The sequence below is a fragment of the Streptomyces sp. NPDC085927 genome (assembly GCF_044540975.1).
Taxonomy (GTDB): Bacteria; Actinomycetota; Actinomycetes; order Streptomycetales; family Streptomycetaceae; genus Streptomyces; species Streptomyces hirsutus.
Genome location: NZ_JBITSN010000005.1, coordinates 136,451 through 153,401, shown reverse-complemented (window position 1 = coordinate 153,401; position 16,951 = coordinate 136,451). Strand labels below are relative to the sequence as shown.

Annotated in this window: 13 protein-coding genes; 10 read left to right on the top strand and 3 right to left on the bottom strand. The window is 71.3% G+C overall.

What is annotated here, in order from left to right; all coding sequences use genetic code 11:
* Nucleotides 1-7 precede the first annotated feature (7 nt).
* From ACIF80_RS15270 to ACIF80_RS15260, 3 genes are read right to left on the bottom strand one after another with little or no spacing between them, the layout of a single operon-like run.
* Entirely contained in the window at nt 8-1,045 is a 1,038-nt protein-coding gene (locus ACIF80_RS15270) for an ABC transporter permease (RefSeq protein WP_399804328.1), read from the bottom strand.
* Nucleotides 1,038-2,078: an ABC transporter permease gene (locus tag ACIF80_RS15265; RefSeq protein ID WP_399804325.1), complete on the bottom strand. Its 1,041-nt coding sequence runs from the start codon at nt 2,076-2,078 to the stop codon at nt 1,038-1,040. Before ACIF80_RS15265 ends, ACIF80_RS15270 begins: the two co-directional genes overlap by 8 nt.
* Nucleotides 2,075-3,592: a sugar ABC transporter ATP-binding protein gene (locus ACIF80_RS15260; RefSeq protein ID WP_399804322.1), complete on the bottom strand. Its 1,518-nt coding sequence runs from the start codon at nt 3,590-3,592 to the stop codon at nt 2,075-2,077. Before ACIF80_RS15260 ends, ACIF80_RS15265 begins: the two co-directional genes overlap by 4 nt.
* Before the next feature lie 264 nt (nt 3,593-3,856).
* Here ACIF80_RS15260 and rhaI point away from each other — a divergent pair, with 264 nt between their 5' ends.
* The 10 genes from rhaI to ACIF80_RS15210 all read left to right on the top strand — a co-directional run bounded on the left by rhaI (nt 3,857) and on the right by ACIF80_RS15210 (nt 16,950).
* Nucleotides 3,857-5,017, top strand: a complete 1,161-nt coding sequence (rhaI, locus tag ACIF80_RS15255; protein ID WP_399804319.1) for an L-rhamnose isomerase — start codon at nt 3,857-3,859, stop codon at nt 5,015-5,017.
* Between the two features lie 151 nt (nt 5,018-5,168).
* Complete coding sequence (locus tag ACIF80_RS15250) at nt 5,169-7,208, top strand: bifunctional aldolase/short-chain dehydrogenase (protein ID WP_399804317.1); 2,040 nt, start codon at nt 5,169-5,171, stop codon at nt 7,206-7,208.
* Between the two features lie 56 nt (nt 7,209-7,264).
* Complete coding sequence (locus ACIF80_RS15245) at nt 7,265-8,653, top strand: rhamnulokinase family protein (protein WP_399805258.1); 1,389 nt, start codon at nt 7,265-7,267, stop codon at nt 8,651-8,653.
* 122 nt (nt 8,654-8,775) lie between these two features.
* Complete coding sequence (locus ACIF80_RS15240; RefSeq protein ID WP_399804314.1) at nt 8,776-9,534, top strand: (Fe-S)-binding protein; 759 nt, start codon at nt 8,776-8,778, stop codon at nt 9,532-9,534.
* Entirely contained in the window at nt 9,531-11,099 is a 1,569-nt protein-coding gene (locus ACIF80_RS15235) for a LutB/LldF family L-lactate oxidation iron-sulfur protein (RefSeq protein ID WP_399804311.1), read from the top strand. Before ACIF80_RS15240 ends, ACIF80_RS15235 begins: the two co-directional genes overlap by 4 nt.
* Nucleotides 11,096-11,737 (top strand): lactate utilization protein C, encoded by a 642-nt coding sequence (locus ACIF80_RS15230; protein ID WP_399804308.1) that lies wholly within the window; start codon nt 11,096-11,098, stop codon nt 11,735-11,737. The genes ACIF80_RS15235 and ACIF80_RS15230 overlap by 4 nt, the downstream gene beginning before the upstream one ends.
* A gap of 331 nt (nt 11,738-12,068) precedes the next feature.
* Nucleotides 12,069-13,151, top strand: coding sequence for a phosphotransferase family protein (locus ACIF80_RS15225; RefSeq protein WP_399804306.1), 1,083 nt, complete (start codon nt 12,069-12,071; stop codon nt 13,149-13,151).
* Nucleotides 13,152-13,164: 13 nt separating this feature from the next.
* On the top strand, nt 13,165-14,709 hold the full coding sequence (locus ACIF80_RS15220; protein WP_399804304.1) for a class I adenylate-forming enzyme family protein: 1,545 nt from the start codon (nt 13,165-13,167) through the stop codon (nt 14,707-14,709).
* A 116-nt stretch (nt 14,710-14,825) separates the two neighbouring features.
* Nucleotides 14,826-16,058: an ABC transporter substrate-binding protein gene (locus ACIF80_RS15215; RefSeq protein ID WP_399804301.1), complete on the top strand. Its 1,233-nt coding sequence runs from the start codon at nt 14,826-14,828 to the stop codon at nt 16,056-16,058.
* A 19-nt stretch (nt 16,059-16,077) separates the two neighbouring features.
* Nucleotides 16,078-16,950, top strand: a complete 873-nt coding sequence (locus ACIF80_RS15210; RefSeq protein ID WP_399804298.1) for a branched-chain amino acid ABC transporter permease — start codon at nt 16,078-16,080, stop codon at nt 16,948-16,950.
* Nucleotide 16,951 lies beyond the last annotated feature (1 nt).

Below are 16,951 nucleotides of genomic sequence, written 5' to 3'. Positions count from 1 at the left end.
GGAGGGTTCACGGGGTCGGTGCGGGTGCCTTGGGCACCGGTGGTGGGGCCGATGCCGCCCGGCGTCCGGCACGTGCGGCGGAGATCTGCCGTGCGACGCGCGGGCCGAGCACGGAGACGACGAGCAGGACGCCGGTGACGACGATCTGCGACTGGGCGGAGACGTTGACGAGGCTCATGACGTTCTGCAGCGCGCCGAGCAGGAAGACGCCCGCGATCGCGCCGCCGAGGGTGCCCTTGCCGCCGTCGAAGTCGATGCCGCCGAGCAGCACGGCGGCGACGACGGAGAGTTCTAGGCCGGTGGCGTTGTCGTAGCGGGCGCTGGCGTAGTGCAGGGCCCAGAACACGCCGGTGAGGGAGGCCATCAGGCCGGTGAGCGTGAACAGGATCAGCTTCTGCCGCCTGACCCGGATGCCGGCGAACCGGGCGGTCTCCTCGCTGGCGCCGATGGCGAACAGCGACCGCCCGAAGGGGGTGGCGTGCAGCGCGACGACGGCGATCGCGAGCAGCACCAGGAACGGCAGGAGCGCGTACGGGACGAAGGTGTCGCCGATGCGTCCGGCGGCGAAGTCCAGGTACTGCGCGGGGAAGTCGGTCACCGCGTCGGAGCCGAGCACGATCTGCGCGATGCCCCGGTAGGCGGCGAGGGTGCCGATGGTGACGGCGAGGGAGGGCAGCCCCAGCCGGGTGACGAGCAGGCCGTTGACCAGACCGCAGACCACGCCGATGAGCAGGCAGACGGGGATGATCGTCTCGATGGTCATGCCCTGGTTCCACAGGGCGCCCATGACCGCGCCGGACAGACCGGCGGTGGAGGCGACGGAGAGGTCGATCTCGCCGGAGACCACGAGCAGCGTCATGGGCAGGGCGATCAGCGCGATCGGCAGGGTGTTGCCGATCAGGAAGGACAGGTTGAGCGCGTTGCCGAAGCCGTCGACGGTGGTGAAGGACAGCAGCAGGACCACGACGAGCAGGGCGCCCACGACCGTGTCCCACCGCACGGAGGGGGACCGGCGGACGGCGCGCGCGAGAGCGGAGTCAGCCATGGCGGGCGTTCCTCTTCTTCAGGGCGGCGGCCACGCGCAGGGCGACGATCCGGTCGACCGCGATGGCGAGGATGAGCAGGGTGCCGTTGATGGCGAGCACCCATACGGAGCTGACGCCGAGGGCGGGCAGGACGCTGTTGACGGAGGTCAGCAGCAGGGCGCCGAGGGCGGCGCCGTAGACACTGCCGGAGCCGCCGGTGAAGACCACGCCGCCGACCACTACGGCGCTGACGACGGTGAGTTCGTAGCCGGTGCCGGTGCCGGAGTCGACGTTGCCGAACCGGGCCAGGTACAGGGCGCCCGCGAGGCCCGCGAGGGCGCCGCAGAAGGTGTAGGCGGCGAGGATCCGCTTGCGTACCGGGATGCCGGCGAGCCGGGCGGCCTCGGGATGGGAGCCGAGTGCGTACAGCTCGCGTCCGCTGCCGAAGTGCTTGAGGTAGTAGGCGGTGGCCACGAGGACGGCCAGGGCGATCAGGGCCAGGTAGGGCACGGCCGAGATGCCGCCGGAGCCGAAGTCGACGAATCCGGCGGGGAGGTCGGCGGCGGTGATCTGGCGGGAGCCGACCCAGATGGAGTCGATGCCGCGGATGATGTAGAGGGTGCCGAGGGTGACGACGAGCGCGGGCACCTGGCCGAGGCTGACGAGCAGGCCGTTGAGCAGTCCGAAGCCGGTGCCGAGTAGCACCGCCAGCGCGACGGCGACGACCGGGTTCCCACCGCTCTGGAGGTGGATCCCGGCGGCGAAGGCGGAGATGCCGAGCGTGGAGCCGACGGACAGGTCGACGTTGCGGGTGATGACGACCAGGGCCTGGCCGGTGGCGACCAGGACCAGGATGGTCGCGTTCAGCAGCAGGTCCTTGATGCCCTGCTCGGACAGGAACTCGCTGTTGCCGGCCTGGGTGACGGCGATCATCGCCAGGAAGACCAGCAGGATGGCGAGTTCGCGCACCTTGAACACGCGGTCGACCAGCCGGGTGCCGCTGGACTTCGCCACCTCGGCGACGGGGGTGGGGTCGGGGCTGACGACCGTCATGCGGCCCTCCCCGTGGCTGCGGCCATCACGGTTTCCTCGGTGGCGTCGGTGCGGGGGATCTCGGCGGTGAGACGGCCCTCGCGCATCACCAGCACGCGGTCGGCCATGCCGAGGATCTCGGGCAGGTCGGAGGAGATCATCAGCACGGCGACACCGTCGGCGGCGAGCTGGGAGAGCAGCCGGTGCACCTCGGCCTTGGTACCGACGTCGATGCCGCGGGTCGGCTCGTCCACGATCAGCACCTTGGGGCCGGTGGCGAGCCACTTGGCGAGGACGACCTTCTGCTGGTTGCCGCCCGAGAGCGTGTTGACGGTGTCGGCGATCCGGGCGTACTTGACGTGCAGTCTGACCGCCCAGTCCAGGGAGCGGCTGCGTTCGGCGCCCCGGTCCATCAGGCCGGCGCGGACGGTCGTGCGCAGCCCGGTCAGGCCGATGTTGCGCTCGATGGACATGTCCATCACCAGCCCCTGGGCGCGCCGGTCCTCGGGGACCAGGGCGAGGCCGGCGGCCATGGCGGTGGAGGGAGCGCCGTTGGTGAGCGCGCGTCCGTCGATCTCGACCTCGCCGGCGTCCCAGCGGTCGATGCCGAACACGGCGCGGGCCACCTCGGTGCGCCCGGCGCCCACGAGCCCGGCGAGGCCGACGATCTCGCCGCGGCGCACGTCGAAGGAGACGTCGGTGAAGACGCCCTCGCGGGTCAGCCGGCGCACGCTCAGGGCGATCTCGCCGGGGCGCACCTCCTGCTTGGGGTAGAGCTCCTCGAGGTCGCGGCCGACCATGCGGCGCACCAGGTCGTCCTCGGTCATGCCGTCCAGCGGTTCACTGGCGATCCGGGCGCCGTCGCGCAGGGTGGTGACCCGCCCGCAGATCTCGAAGATCTCCTCCAGGCGGTGGGAGATGAACAGGACCGCCGCTCCCTGTTCGCGCAGGGTGCGCACGACGCCGAAGAGGCGGGCGACCTCGCTGCCGGTGAGGGCGGCGGTCGGCTCGTCCATGATCAGGACACGGGCGTCGAAGGAGAGCGCCTTGGCGATCTCGACGATCTGCTGGTCGGCGATGGACAGGCCGCGGGCCGGGCGGTCGGGATCGAGTGCGACGCCGAGCCGCCGCATCAGGGCGGCGGTCGCGGTGCGGGTGGCCTTGTGGTCGATCCGGCCGAGAGCACGCCTGGGCTGCCGGCCCATGTAGATGTTCTCGGCGATCGACAGGTCGGGGAAGAGCGTGGGCTCCTGGTAGATCACGGCGATCCCGGCGTCGCGGGCGTCGCCGGGCCCGTGGAAGAGGACGGGCGCGCCGTCGAGCAGCACCTGGCCGGCGTCCGGCCGGTGCACTCCGGCGAGCGTCTTGATGAGGGTCGACTTGCCGGCTCCGTTCTCGCCGGCGAGGGCGTGCACCTCGCCGGGGAACAGGTCCAGGGAGACGTCCCGCAGGGCGCGGACCGCGCCGAAGGACTTGGAGATGTCCCTCAGTGCGAGAACCGGGGCGGCCGGACCCGTGTCGGACGGGTGGGTCATGAGGGCTCCTCGACGACGTCCGGCGGGGCGGCCCTCGCGGCGTCGTGAAAGGTTTCAACTGGGTTGCCGGGACGTTAGGCGCGCGGCGCATGTCACGTCAATGGGTCCCGATCGAAAAAGTTTCGACAGCTTCGGATCACGCCCTGGTCACGAAGGGCGGTCTTGGCCGGAGGGGTTGACACCCCTTCGGGGGCGCCATAGCTTCCCGTCCTGAATCGTTTCACTCCATGGGTCGACAGGACCCGATGTCACAGGAGCCCTGACGTGACCGAGCTCGCCGCGGCGAAGGCCGCTCTCAAGACACAGGCCGTCGAGACGCCGTCGTGGGCGTACGCCAATTCGGGGACCCGTTTCAAGGTGTTCGCGCAGCAGGGTGTGCCCCGCACCCCGCAGGAGAAGCTGGACGACGCGGCCAAGGTGCACGAGTTCACGGGGGTGGCGCCCTCGGTGGCGCTGCACATCCCGTGGGACAGGACCGACGACTACACCGCGCTGGCCGAGCACGCCGAGGACCGCGGTGTGCGGCTCGGCACGATCAACTCCAACACCTTCCAGGACGACGCCTACCGGCTCGGCAGTGTCTGCCACCCGGACCCGGCGGTCCGCCGCAAGGCCGTGGACCATCTCCTGGAGTGCGTCGACATCATGGACGCGACCGGTTCGGCGGACCTGAAGCTGTGGTTCGCCGACGGTACGAACTATCCCGGCCAGGACGACATCCGTGCCCGGCAGGACCGGCTCGCCGAAGCTCTCGCGGAGGTGTACGAGCGGCTCGGTGAGGGGCAGCGGATGCTGCTGGAGTACAAGTTGTTCGAGCCGGCGTTCTACACGACGGACGTCCCGGACTGGGGCACCGCGTACGCGCACTGCCTGAAGCTCGGACCGCGTGCCCGGGTCGTCGTCGACACGGGCCACCACGCGCCGGGCACCAACATCGAGTTCATCGTCGCGACGCTGCTGCGCGAGGAACGGCTCGGCGGGTTCGACTTCAACTCGCGCTTCTACGCCGACGACGACCTGATGGTGGGCTCCGCCGACCCGTTCCAGCTGTTCCGGATCATGCACGAGGTGGTGCGCGGGGGCGGGTTCACCTCCGGGGCCGCGTTCATGCTCGACCAGTGCCACAACATCGAGGCGAAGATCCCGGCGATCATCCGGTCGGTGATGAACGTGCAGGAGGCCACGGCGAAGGCGCTGCTCGTCGATGCGGGGGCGCTGGCCGCTGCGCAGGCCTCCGGCGATGTGCTGGGTGCCAACGCCGTGCTGATGGACGCGTACAACACGGATGTGCGGCCGTTGCTGCGGGAGCTGCGCGAGGAGATGGGCCTGGACCCCGACCCCGTCGGGGCGTACCGGCGGTCCGGGTGGGCCGAGAGGATCGTCGCGGAGCGGGTGGGCGGGGAGCAGGCGGGATGGGGGGCCTGATTGCCGGAATTCGTCTGCCGGGTTCCGTGATGCGCGGTCCGCGGGCCGTGTGCGGCTGGTCGCGCCCACGCGGCGGTAGCCGCACATGACACTGCCCCGCGCCCCTGAAGGGGCGTTTCCCCTCGCCCTCTTGACAAGAACTGGAATGGATATGGCAAACCACCCCGCAGCCGACGCCCTCCTCGCCCGGTCCCACCGGCTCGGTGCCGACCCCCGCAACACCAACTACGCAGGCGGGAACACCTCCGCCAAGGGCACCGCGACCGATCCCGTCACCGGGGGTGATGTGGAGCTGATGTGGGTCAAGGGGTCCGGCGGGGATCTCGGGACGCTGACCGGGGCGGGGCTCGCCGTGCTGCGGCTGGACCGGCTGCGGGCGCTGACCGACGTCTATCCCGGGGTCGACCGCGAGGATGAGATGGTCGCCGCGTTCGACTACTGCCTGCACGGCAAGGGTGGTGCGGCGCCCTCGATCGACACGGCGATGCACGGGCTGGTCGAAGCCCCGCACGTGGACCATCTGCACCCCGACTCCGGTATCGCGCTCGCCTGTGCGGCCGACGGGGAGAAGCTGACCGCCGAGTGTTTCGGTGACACCGTCGTATGGGTGCCGTGGCGACGGCCCGGTTTCCAGCTCGGTCTGGACATCGCCGCCGTGAAGGAGGCCAACCCGCGGGCCGTCGGGTGTGTCCTGGGCGGGCACGGGATCACGGCGTGGGGCGACACGTCCGAGGAGTGCGAGCGCAACTCGCTGCACATCATCCGCACCGCCGAGCGGTTCCTCGCCGAGCGGGGCGGGCCGGAGCCGTTCGGGCCGGTGCTCGACGGGTACGGGCCGCTGCCCGAGGCCGAGCGCCGGAAGCGGGCGGCGGCTCTCGCGCCGTACGTGCGGGCCGTCGCCTCGCAGGACCGGCCGCAGGTCGGGCACTTCGACGACTCCGAGGCCGTACTGGACTTCCTGGCCCGTGCCGAGCACCCCCGGCTGGCCGCGCTCGGCACCTCCTGCCCGGACCACTTCCTGCGCACCAAGGTCCGGCCGCTCGTCCTCGACCTGCCGCCGTCGGTCCCGGCGGACGAGGCCGTGGCCCGGCTGGAGGAGCTGCACGCCGCCTACCGCGAGGAGTACGCCGCCTACTACGCGGCCCACGCCACGCCCGGCTCCCCCGCCATGCGCGGCGCCGACCCGGCGATCGTGCTGATCCCCGGCGTGGGCATGTTCAGCTTCGGCAAGGACAAGCAGACCGCGCGCGTGGCCGGCGAGTTCTACGTCAACGCGATCAACGTGATGCGCGGCGCCGAGGCGGTCTCGACGTACGCGCCGATCGAGGAGTCGGAGAAGTTCCGCATCGAGTACTGGGCCCTGGAGGAGGCGAAGCTCCGGCGGATGCCGGAGCCGAAGCCGCTCGCCACCCGGGTGGCGCTGGTGTCCGGGGCCGGGAGCGGGATCGGGAAGGCGATCGCGCGGCGGCTGGCGGCCGAGGGCGCCTGTGTCGTCGTGGCGGACCTGAACGGGGACAACGCGGCCGCGGTCGCCGAGGAACTGGGCGGGCCGGACAAGGCTGTCGCCGTGAGAGTGGACGTGACCTCGGAGGAGCAGATCGAGGAAGCGTTCCGGGCGGCGGTGCTCGCGTTCGGCGGGGTCGACCTGGTGGTGAACAACGCCGGGATCTCCATCTCCAAGCCGCTCCTGGAGACGTCCGCGAAGGACTGGGACCTCCAGCACGACATCATGGCCCGCGGTTCCTTCCTCGTCTCCCGCGAGGCGGCCCGCGTGATGATCGCGCAGCGACTGGGCGGCGACATCGTCTACATCGCGTCCAAGAACGCGGTGTTCGCAGGTCCGAACAACATCGCCTACTCGGCCACCAAGGCCGACCAGGCCCACCAGGTGCGCCTTCTCGCGGCCGAGTTGGGTGAGCACGGCATCCGGGTCAACGGCGTCAATCCGGACGGTGTGGTGCGCGGCTCGGGCATCTTCGCCGGCGGATGGGGCGCGCAGCGGGCGGCGGTGTACGGGGTGCCGGAGGAGAAGCTGGGCGAGTTCTACGCGCAGCGCACGCTGCTGAAGCGGGAGGTGCTGCCCGGCCATGTCGCGGCCGCCGTCTTCGCCCTGACCGGCGGTGACCTCACCCGCACCACCGGTCTGCACATCCCGGTCGACGCCGGCGTCGCCGCCGCGTTCCTGCGTTGAACGCCGGTGCGCGGCCGTACGCGGCGGTCGACCTCGGCGCGTCCAGCGGGCGCGTCATGGTCGGCCGCGTGGGCCCCGACAGCCTGGAGCTGACCGAGGTCCACCGCTTCGCGAACCGGCCGGTGCGGGTGCCCGAGGGGCTGCGCTGGGACGTGCTCGGCCTGTACGCCGGGGTGCTGGAGGGTCTGCGGAGGGCGGGCGACGGGCTCGCGTCCGTCGGTGTCGACAGCTGGGCCGTGGACTACGGCCTGCTGGACGCGGACGGGGCGCTGCTGGGCAACCCGGTGCACTACCGTGACCGCCGCACGGAGGGGGTCGCGGAGAAGGTGTGGGCGAGCGTTCCCGCCGGGGAGCTGTACGCGGCGACCGGTCTGCAGTACGCGCCGTTCAACACGCTGCACCAGTTGGCGGCGGCCCGCTCCACCGCCCAACTCGCCCAGGCCAGACGTCTGTTGCTGATCCCGGACCTGCTGACGTACTGGCTCACCGGTGAGCAGGGAACGGAACTGACCAACGCCTCGACCACGCAGCTGATCGACCCGCGCACCCGCGACTGGTCCCGCGGCGTGGCCGAGCGCCTCGGCATCGATCTCTCCCTCTTCGCACCGCTGCGGCAACCCGGTGACCCTGCCGGGGAGTTGCGGCCCGAGGTGCTGGAGGAGACCGGTCTGGCCGGACCCGTCGCGGTGACGGCGGTCGGCTCGCACGACACGGCGTCCGCAGTGGCCGCCGTTCCCGCCGGCGATGAGCGGTTCGCCTACATCTGCACCGGCACCTGGTCCCTGGCCGGCCTCGAGCTGGACGCCCCGGTCCTGACCGAGGAGAGCCGCGCCGCCAACTTCACCAACGAGCTCGGGCTGGACGGCACGGTCCGCTACCTGCGCAACATCATGGGTCTGTGGCTGCTCCAGGAGTGCGTACGGGCCTGGGGCGAGCCGGACGCCCTGGGGGCGCTGCTGCTGGAGGCGGCGAAGGTGCCCGCGCTGCGGTCGGTGGTGGACGCCGGGGACGCCGCGTTCCTGGCGCCGGGGCGGATGCCGGAGCGGATCGCCGAGGCCTGCCGGGTCTCGGGCCAGCCGGTGCCCGGCTCCCCCGCCGAGATCACCCGCTGCATCCTCGACTCTCTCGCGCTCGCGCACCGCAGGGCCGTCGGGGACGCCCAGCGGTGCGCCGGGCGGTCGGTCGACGTCGTGCACATCGTGGGCGGCGGCACCCGCAACGCCCTGCTGTGCCAACTGACCGCGGACGCCTGCGGGTTGCCGGTGGTGGCCGGACCGACCGAGGCGGCCGCGCTGGGCAACGTCCTCGTGCAGGCCCGTGCGCACGGGCCGGCCGGCGACCTGGCCGGAATGCGGCGTCTGCTCACCCGTACCCAGCCGCTGACCCGGTACGAACCGCGCGGCGGCACGCGGCGGTGGGAGGCCGCGCAGGCCCGGCTCGCGTAGGGCCTGCCCCGGCGGACCCCACGGATCTGCCGGACGGGCCACGGCCACGTCGTGGGTCTCCCCGCACGAGCGACCGCGCACTACCCTGCACTCATCCGATGATCGATCCACAAGGAGCCGCGATGCGTGTCGCCCTGTTCCTGACCTGCGTCAACGACACGCTCTATCCCGACACCGGGCGCGCGGTGGTGAAGCTGCTGACCCGGCTCGGCGTCGAGGTCGACTTCCCGATGGCGCAGACCTGCTGCGGGCAGGCGCACTACAACACCGGGTACCGGCACGAGGCCGAGCCGCTCGCCCGGCACTTCTCCGAGGTCTTCGGGGACTACGAGGCGATCGTGACGCCTTCCGGGTCGTGCGGGGCGATGGTGCGGGAGCTGTATCCGCGGATGGGCGAACGGGCCCGTGCGGAGGGACGCGGGGGCGGCCTCGCGGCCACGCTGGCGCCGGTGGTGCCGAAGACGTACGAACTCACCGAGTTCCTGGTGGACGTACTGGGGTTGACGGACGTCGGCGCGTACTACCCGCACACGGTGACCTACCACCCGACCTGCCACGGGCTGCGTTCCCTGGGACTCGGCGACCGGCCCCGGCGGCTCCTGGAGGCCGTGAAGGGGCTGGAGCTGGTCGAACTGCCGGGGGCCGACGAGTGCTGCGGCTTCGGCGGCACGTTCGCGCTGAAGAACCCCGACGTCTCCGCCGCGATGGGCGCCGACAAGGTGCGCAACGCCGAGTCGACGGGCGCCGAGGTGCTGTGCGCGGCGGACAACTCGTGCCTGATGCACATCGGGGGGACGATGACCCGGCTGCGGACCGGCATGCGGCCGGTGCACATCGCTGAGATCCTGGCGCACACGGAAGAGGAGGCGACGGCCGTATGAGCGGAACGTTCGTCGGAATGCCGGCCTTTCCCCGGGCCGCGCGGGAGGCGGTGCGCGACACCACCCTGCGCGGCAACCTCCGGCACGCCACGCACACCATCCGGGCCAAGCGGGCGAAGGCCGTCGCCGAGGTGTCGGACTGGGCACAGCTGCGGGAGGCGGGCAAGCGGATCAAGGACCACACCCTCCGCCACCTGGACGAGTACCTGGTGCGGTTGGAGGAGTCGGTGACGGCCGCGGGCGGCACGGTCCACTGGGCCGCCGACGCCGCCGAGGCCAACCGGATCGTGACCGCACTCGTCAAGGAGACCGGCGAGTCGGAGGTCGTCAAGGTCAAGTCGATGGCCACGCAGGAGATCGAGCTCAACGAGGCCCTCGAGGCCGCGGGCATCCGCGCCTACGAGACCGATCTGGCCGAGCTGATCGTGCAGTTGGGCAAGGACCGGCCCTCGCACATCCTCGTCCCCGCGATCCACCGCAACCGCGGGGAGATCCGGGACATCTTCGCCCGTGAGATGAGCGGCTGGGGCCGCCCGGCACCCGAGGGCCTCACCGACACGCCCGCCGAACTCGCCGAAGCCGCGCGGCTGCACCTGCGGGAGAAGTTCCTGCGCGCCAAGGTCGGCATCTCCGGGGCCAACTTCATGGTCGCCGAGACCGGCACGCTGGTGGTGGTGGAGTCCGAGGGCAACGGGCGGATGTGCCTGACCCTGCCGGAGACGCTGATCTCGGTCGTCGGCATCGAGAAGATCGTCCCGACCTGGCAGGACCTGGAGGTGTTCCTGCAGACCCTCCCGCGCTCCTCGACCGCCGAGCGCATGAACCCGTACACGTCCACCTGGACCGGCACCGCCGACGAGGACGGCCCGCGCGCCTTCCACCTCGTCCTGCTGGACAACGGCCGCACCGACACACTTGCCGACGAGGTCGGCCGGCAGGCACTGCGCTGCATCCGCTGCTCGGCGTGCCTGAACGTCTGCCCGGTCTACGAGCGGGCCGGCGGCCACGCCTACGGCTCCGTCTACCCGGGCCCGATCGGTGCCATCCTCAGCCCTCAACTGCGGGGCACCGCAAGCGAGATCGACGCCTCCCTGCCGTACGCCTCGTCGTTGTGCGGGGCCTGCTACGAGGTGTGCCCGGTCGCCATCGACATCCCCGAGGTGCTGGTGCATCTGCGGGAACGGGTCGTGGAGGGCGGCCAGGCCGTCCGGGGCGGCAACAAGGTCGTGCTGCAGCCGGCGAAGGGGCACGCCGCCGAGCGCGCCGCGATGCGCGCGGCCCGCTGGGCGTTCTCGTACCCGGGCGCGCTGCGCACCGGCCAGCGCCTCGCCTCCCGCACCCGGCGCCTCCACCCGCGCACCCTGCCGGGTCCCGGCCGGGCATGGAGCGGCACCCGGGATCTTCCGGCGGTGCCCGCGGAGCCCTTCCGCGACTGGTGGCAGCGCGCACACGGCAGGGGCGGCCCCGCCCTGCCGAGGACGCCGCCCGGTGCCGGGACGCCTGCGAAGAACAGTGCCGCGGACAGCGCCGCGGACAAAGCCGAGGACAGGGGTGGTGACCGGTGAGCAGCAGGGAACGGATCCTGGGCCGGGTGCGGCGCGCCCTCGCCGACGTCCCGCGCGGCGACGAGACACCGTACGAGCGGGCGGTCACCCGCGACTATCTGCGCGAGCACGGTGACCGCACCCCCGCGCAGACGCTGGACCTCCTCGCCGAGAACCTCGCCGACTACCGTGCGATCGTCCACCGCACCGACGCCGGCCACCTGGCCGAGGTCGTCGCCGGGCTCCTGGTCTCGCGCGGCTCCTCGTCGGTCCTCGTCCCGCCGGGGCTGGACGAGAGCTGGCTCGCGGGGAGCGACGTGAGGCGGGTCGCGGACCGGGCGCAGAGCACCCCGCACGAACTGGACCGGGTCGACAGCGTGGTCACCGCCTGCGCGGTCGCCGTCGCCGAGACCGGCACGATCGTCCTCGACGGCTCCCCCGACCAGGGCCGCCGCCGGATCACCCTCGTCCCGGACCACCACATCTGCGTCGTCCGCGCCGCGCAGGTCGTGCCCTCCGTCCCGTACGCCCTCGAACGCCTCGACCCGGCGCGTCCCCTCACCTGGATCTCCGGTCCCTCGGCGACGAGCGACATCGAACTCGACCGGGTGGAGGGCGTCCACGGCCCGCGCGTCCTGGAGGTCGTCCTGGTCGACTGACGCGTTTCCCTCCGGTCCTGTCGTGGCCCCCCGCCCTGCCGATGCGGGCAGCATGGACCGGACACAGGGGGGTGCGGCCGCGTCGACCAGCCGTGGTGAAGTACGAACCGCCCTGGTGGGGAGGCACGGCCGGGGTCGCCGCACCTCACCGGACCCTCGCTCCCCGCCCGGGGCCCGCGTCCGGGCCAAAGTGCCGGATCCGGCATATCCGAACGCTCGTTGCCGTTCCCCGGCGGTCCGCCGAACCTGGCGCCATGAAAGCGACCCGCACAACGAGTAACGCGAACGCCGGACCGGGTACGGCGGCCCTTGCAGGGACGGAGCCGGCCCGATGAGCGCCCCCGCCTCGGGGTCGCTCGTGGACGTGGTGGACACGTCGGCGCAAAGGGCAGCACTCGCGCACCCGCCCCTTCTCGTCAGAGAGCCGCTCGCCGCGTTTCTGGACGCCGAAGGGCTGGGCCGCGGCCCGGTCCGTGAGGCGCGGATCGGGGAAGGCCACTCGAACGTCACGTATCTCCTGCGCCGGGACGGCTGGGAGGGCGTGCTGCGCCGGCCGCCGCGCCCGCCCTATCAGGAGAGCGCGCACGACGTGCTCCGTGAGGCCCGCGTCCAGCGCGCGCTCCTGCCCACCGCCGTACCGGTGCCACGCATCCTCGCCACCGAGCCGACCGGTTCGGTCCTGGGAGTGCCGTTCTACGTCATGGACAAGCTGACCGGGGACGTGGTCACCGGCAGCGTGCCGGCCGCGCTGGACACGCCCGAGGGCCGGTACGGCCTGGGGACGGAACTGGTCGACACGCTCGTACGGTTGCATCAGGTCGACATCGACGCGGCCGGGCTCCGGAGCCTGGGCCGGGGCGAACGGTTCCTCGACCGGCAGCTGCGCACCTTCGGCCGCCTCTGGGACACCCACCGGACGCGCGCGATCCCCGCCGTGGACGAGGCCGGGCGATGGCTGCTCGCCCACCGGCCCGCACAGTCGGACACCACCCTGGTGCACGGTGACTACCGGCTGGGGAACCTGATGTTCGCTCCCGGCTCCACCCCGAGACTGCTGGCCCTGCTCGACTGGGAACTGGCCACTCTGGGCGATCCGCTGACCGACCTCGGCTATCTGCTGTCCACCTACCCCGAAGGCACGCAGGACTCCGGCACGCTGCTGTCGCTCGCCGGAGCGGTCCGCGGAGGGCACTTCCCCACCCGTGGCGAACTCGTGGGCCGCTACGCCGAGAGGACGGGCCGGAGCACGGAGGGCCTGCACTGGTACGTGGCGCTCGCGTTCTGGCGTACCGCGGTCGGGCTGGAGAGCTTCTACCGGCGTGCCTTGCAGGGCACGACCGACGATCCGTTCATCGCCGAGCTGGAGCACGGGGTTCCGGAACTCGCCGAGCAGGCGCTCGCCGCAGCGTACTGAGAGGGAGGAAGCCATGGGACTCTACGGACTGACCGACACGGTGCTGCGCCGGCGCACAGGCTGGCAGCACGACCCTGACAAGGTCGCGCTGGTCTTCGAGGACGAGCGCGTCACCTACGGACAACTCGCCGACCGTGTACTGCGGTTGGCCGCCGGGTTCGCCGCGCGCGGATTCCGGGCGGGCGACACGGCCGCCGTCCTGCTGACCAACCGCCCGGCCTACATCGAGACGGTGTACGCGGTGGCGTACCTGGGTGGCGTCGTCGTACCGGTCAACTATCTGCTGCGGCCGGCGGAGATCGCGTACATCGTGGCGGACTCCCGAGCGGGTTGGGTGATCACCGAGGAGCGGTTGCGTGCGGGGCTGGCCGACGTCACCACCGGCCGGGCGGGGGACGACGGCGACCGGGCCGTCCGGCGGGTGGTCGTCGACGGAGCGCATGAGGGCGAACTCGCGTACGACACGCTGCTCGACCACGAGCCGACGGAAGCTCCGCCCCCCACCACCGACAGCGGACAGCGGCTCCTGCTCCAGTACACCTCGGGCACCACAGGGTTCCCCAAGGGGGTGACGCACACGCACGGGACGGTTCTGTTCAACGCGCTCGCCCAGATCGTGGACTTCGACGTCACCAGTGACGACGTGCACATGGTCGTGCCGTCCCTGAGCTGGGCAGCGGGCCTGCACTGCCTGACGCTGAGCACGCTGTGGCGCGGCGGCACCGTCGTCCTCAAGCGCACCGGCGGATTCACCGCCGAGGACTTCTGCGCCCTGGTCGAACGCGACGGCGTCACCACGGCGATGCTGGCCCCTTCCGTCGTACGGATCATCCTGGCCTCGGACGCTCCGGAGCGGCACGACATGTCGTCCCTGCGTCTGGTCCTGGCCGGCGGTGAGCCGGTGACCGCCGCCGAGATCGAGCAGATCCAGCGGCGCATCCCCCTGGTGCGTTTCATGCAGGGCTACGGAGTCTCGGAGTTCCCTTCCACGATGGTCTACCTCGACTCCGACCAGGTGGTACGGCACGACGGGGCCGCCGGGCGCAGCTCCCTGGCGGCGAACGTACGCGTCGTCGACCGGTCGGGCGACGACACGAAACCCGGGGAGCACGGGGAGATCGCGGTGCGTTCGCCCCAGACGTCGGGCCTCTATCACGCCCGGGAGGGGGCCGAGGCGTCGGCCGTGGTGGACGGCTGGCTGCGGACGGGCGACCGCGGCTTCGTGGACGAGGACGGCCATGTGCACGTCGCGGGCCGCGTCAAGGAAATGATCATCAGTGGCGGCCTCAACGTCTATCCCGCCGAGGTGGAACGCGTACTGCAGAGCCACGTGCACGTGCGGGAGGCGGCCGTGGTCCCCGTGCCCGACACGCGGTACGGACAGGTCGGGCGGGCCGTCGTCGTGGTCGATGACGTGCGCCGGGTCACGCCCGATGAACTCGATGCGCTGTGCAGGCGGGAACTGGCCGGTTTCAAGGTGCCCCGCCACTGGGTTCTGCGCACCGCTCCGCTCCCCCGCACCGTCACCGGCAAGATCCGCCGGTTCGAACTTCGCTGATCCTGCTTTCCCCTGTTCTGTTCGGCATTTCCGGACGCCTGTTCTGTGCGGCCCGCCCGACGGCCAGGCTCCCAGGACGGGCCATGCCGCCCTCTCCCAACCATCGGAGACAGAAAATGAGCAAACTCTTCAGATCGGCACCAGGCGGACTGCGCGGTCTCACCGCCCTGTCCGGTGTCCTCGTGGGCAGCCTGCTTCTCGGTGCCTGTGGCGGCGGGAGTACGGGCGCCGGGGGGAGCGACGAGGGCTCCGGGGACATCGTCATCGGCTCCTACGGGCCGTTGAGCGGTCCCGCGGCGTCGATCAGCGTGCTGTACGACGGCATGCAGGCCTACTTCGACGAGGTGAACGCGAAGGGCGGCATCAAGGGCCACAAGGTCCGGCTCAAAGTGCAGGACGACCAGCTGAACCCGGCCCAGACGCCCAGTGCCGCACGTCAGCTGGTGGAGCGGGACAAGGCGCTGATGATGTGCGGCCCGTCCGGTTCGCCCACCACCATGGCGGTCAAGGACTACCTGGAGGCGCGGAACGTCGCCATCGTTCCGGGCGCCGGTTCGTCCGAGCTGACGGGCAGGACCTCGTACCTGCAGGTACCGACGTACACACCGCTCGCCGCCCAGCTCGCCCAGTACGCCGTCGAGGACATGGACATGAAGCGGGTCGCGATCGCCTACAGCGAGGACTCGGTGGGCAAGCCGACCGTGGCCGGTGCGAGGTGGCAGCTGGAACAGATGGGCAGGAAGCCCGTCGCCGAGGTCACCTACAACGCGACCGCGCCGGACCAGTCCGCGCTGGCGGCCAAACTGAAGGCGGCAAAGGCCGACTTCGTGATCATCAACAACACGGCCCCGGTGATCTCCCAGGTCTTCAAGGCCGCCGACAAGATCGGTTTCCGGCCGCAGTGGGGCACGGTGTGGCCCGCGCTGAACAAGAACCTGCTCGAGCTGAGCGGCGGTGCGCTGGACAAGGGGAACATCGTCTTCTCCTCCCCGTTCATCCTCGGTGACGCCCCCGAGGCCGGGGAGTACCGCGCGGTGCTCGACAGGCACAAGCCCGGCCTGGACGTCACCGACACCATCGTGATGCTCGGCTGGACCAGCGCCACCGTCTGCCACCAGGTCCTGGAACGCGCGATCGAGGCCGCCGGCGGGAAGACGCCCACGAGGGAGCAGGTCGTGGCGGCCATGCCGGGCCTGACCTACGACGACGCCTACGTCAACGGCCTGCGCTGGACCGAGGACAACCGCACCGGGCAGCGCGAGGCCAACGTCATCGGTGTGAAGAACGGGAAGTTCGTGGCACTCACCGACTTCCGTGAGCTTCCCGACGCGCCGGAAAACCAGCGCTGAAAGAAGTCGGGAGACTCCTATGTTCCTCTTTCAGTCGAGCCTGGTGTCGGGCCTGGTGAGCGGGCTGATCTTCGCTCTCGCCGGCATCGGACTCATCGTGATCTACCGGGTGTCGGGCTACATCAGCTTCGCCCAGGGCGACATCGCCGCCGTGGCCCTGTACACCGGCTACTGGCTCCACCAGGGGGGCGCGCCCTATGTCGCGGTCGCGCTGGCCGTCGTCCTCATGGGCGCCCTCGTGGGCGGTCTCATCGGCCGGTTCGTCGTAGTGCCTCTGGAGCGGTTCGGGCTGCTGACGGCCGCCATGGGAACCATCGGGGTGAGCGTGCTGCTGCAAGGGCTGGAGAACTACTTCCTGGGAGCGGACGCACGCGCCTTCCCCTCCGCGGGTACGGGCACGGTGCTCTCCCTCGGCTCGCTCAGCCTGTCCACCGCCGACGTCGTGTCGTTCATCGCGTGCGGGCTCGCCGTGACCCTGCTCAGCATCGGGTTCCGGCGGACCAGAACCGGTGTCGCGATGCGCGCCGTGCACGACAATCCGGCAGCGGCACAGGTGCTGGGGCTGCGGGCGCTCACCCTCAAGCGCGCAAGCTGGGTGGTGTCCGGTGCGCTGGCGGGCCTGTGCGGGCTGTTCATCGCGCCGATCTACGCGCTCACCCCCACCAGCGTCAACAGCATTCTGGTGTTCGGCTTCTGCGCCATCGTCATCGGCGGGTTCGACAGCATTCCCGGCTCCGTGGTGGCCGGCATGATCATCGGCGTCACGACCAATCTGACGGCGGCGTACATCAGCCCCGACCTCGTGACGACACTGCTGTTCGTCACGCTGATGACCGTACTGCTCCTCCGTCCGCACGGGCTGTTCGGCCGCCGGCCGATCGCCCGAGTCTGAA